We start from the raw sequence: 2275 nt of genomic DNA on the forward strand, positions 1-2275 counted from the left end.
AGGCGGGCATAGAAGGCAATTTGCTGTGGATTATAGCGTAAGCTGGGGTTCTCGTTACAACGGGATACTGTTGGCGAATTGGTTTTAAGCCATTGCTGGCGGATTCAATAGTTGGAAGGCGGCCTGACGGGTCTGGGCTAACGGCACCTCGTTTACCCAGTTAATGATACGCGACAGGTTCATCGCCGCGGCGATAAAGACGTGCTGCAAATGGGTTTTGGCCAGGCCCATGTAGCGCGAACGGCGCATGCCAAAGCCCCTGATCCCTCGCGAGAGAGTGCCTTCAATGCCTGCTCGCTGATTGTAGAGCAGAGGCCAGTCCGCCTGGCTGTCTCGTGCCCGAGCTGCTTGCAAGGCTTGATACGGGGCGTCGGCTCGCAGCTTAATGCCCCGGCGTTTCATGCGCGTGCACTGCGCGCGAACGGGGCAGGGCCCGCACTGCTTCGTGGAAAACTTGATGAACACGCGAGGCTAGCCGTTTTCCAGCGTATGGAACCAGGAACGAGTCGTATGCCCTTGGGGGCAAGTGGCTTGCTGCGCGTCCCAATCCCCATGGAAATCCGCTGCCGCAACCTCTTGCCCCGCCAGGGCTTGCCATTTCTGGTCTTTGCGAGCGGGCCCGACTAAGTCCACCTGATGGAGTTGCTGGCTTTGGACAAGCAATTCAGCGCTCACATACGCGGTATCCACCAACTGCTGCGACGGCAGTAACGACTGGTCCGCCAATGCCTGCTGAATCTGTGGTAAGGTAGCCGAATCCGCCTCCGCGCTGACAGTAGTCGCTACCTGCGTAATCAGATGGGGGTGATCCTGCTCGCAGGTTTCCGTCAAATGCACTTTATAGCCCACCTACGTCGTGGTGCGTTTCCGACTAAAACGCGCTTCTACATCGTAGGGAGAGCGGATGAGCTGCGCGGAAGGCGGTATTCGTCCTGGTTCTCCACGCGCCAGTTGAGCTGACCGTCCACCATCCGAAACTGTTGGAGCCAGACCCGGCGCAGGATGTCAACGGCCGGCAGCTGCCACAGCCAAGCGGCTTGGTCATCCCGTTCTATTTGCTCGAGGAGCCACCAGCCGTCCTGCCCGACTTGCTGCGCGTAGGCTATCCGCTGGGGTGTGGTGTGCGGCAGGCGATACTCCTCGGCGCGGGGACCGTACCGGGCGGTCCACTCCGGTTGCAGCTGGCTGGCCAACCAGTCGGGCATGAGGGTAGCCAAGCTGTTGAGCGTAAAGCGCATGGTCTCTGCCACGCACTCCAGGCGATTCATATCCCGGACACGAGCCAGCACATGCGTCGAGTCCGTGCGCTGTTTGCCCCCGGCTTTCAGCCACTGGTGGTCCTGGCAACACGTCAGCAGGTGCGTGAGCAGGCGTTCTTCGGCCTTAAAGGCCACTAACCGCTGGCGAAATTCCGAGAGGATACTAAAATCAAACCCGGGATCGGTCAGCTCTAAACCCAGCAAATACTTCCAGTCAATGCGACTGCGCACGGCATCGGCGGCTTGACGGTCGGAGAGATTTTCGGCGAATTGCAGCAGCGTCACCACCGCTAGCTGCCAGGGAGCCTGGGCCGCTTGCCCGCGTGGTGGAAACAGGTCGGCAAAGAGGGCGTCGTCATAGAGGGTGCCCAAGGTATCGCGCAGCTGCAGATAGCGATTGCCGCGTGGGAAAGCTGCCTGCGCCACCTGGCGCGTTTGGGGCGGAACAGGCGTGCTGGGCTGGGGGTGTAGGCTCATCTGAAGAAGGAGTTAAAGTCCTTCTGAAAATAGCTTTTTATCCCCCAAACCAATTCGCCAACAGTATCCTATCGGGCGGGTTTACCCGCTAAGTCCTTCGGCAGCACTTTATCACAAAGGGTAGCCCAAAAACCGACCTAAAAAGGCGATTCCAAGCAATTAAGTGGGTCTGCCAAGCCTATCAAAAAGGATGTCCTTTCTGGTAAGGAAATAGTGATTCGCTTTTAAGTGGGCAGAAATCGACTGGTTAATTGCTTAGCGGGTAAATCCGTCCTTTTGGATACTGTTGGCGAATACGTTTTGGGATAGAAAGACTATTTGTGGCGTATCGTTAACTGGTTAAACGAAGTGTCTTTAACTCAGACGCGTCAGGCCGCCTTCGAGCGATTAATGCCTCCAGCAATGGCTTAAAAATGAATTCGCCAACAGTATCCAACAAGGACGGTTTTACACGCTAAGCAGTTAATCAATTGATTCAGTGGTTATTGGCAACGGCAAATTCGAAGCCTATCAAAAAGGATTTCCTTTTTGATAGGCTT

At 56.3% G+C, this 2275-nt stretch carries 1 pseudogene; it reads right to left on the reverse strand.

The features are described 5' to 3' along the window. Window positions 1-84 precede the first annotated feature (84 nt). Window positions 85-1736, reverse strand: a pseudogene (locus WX88_RS26540) (IS1182 family transposase). Window positions 1737-2275: the final 539 nt, after the last annotated feature.

This window comes from Hymenobacter terrenus (genome assembly GCF_000972495.1).
Taxonomy (GTDB): Bacteria; Bacteroidota; Bacteroidia; order Cytophagales; family Hymenobacteraceae; genus Hymenobacter; species Hymenobacter terrenus.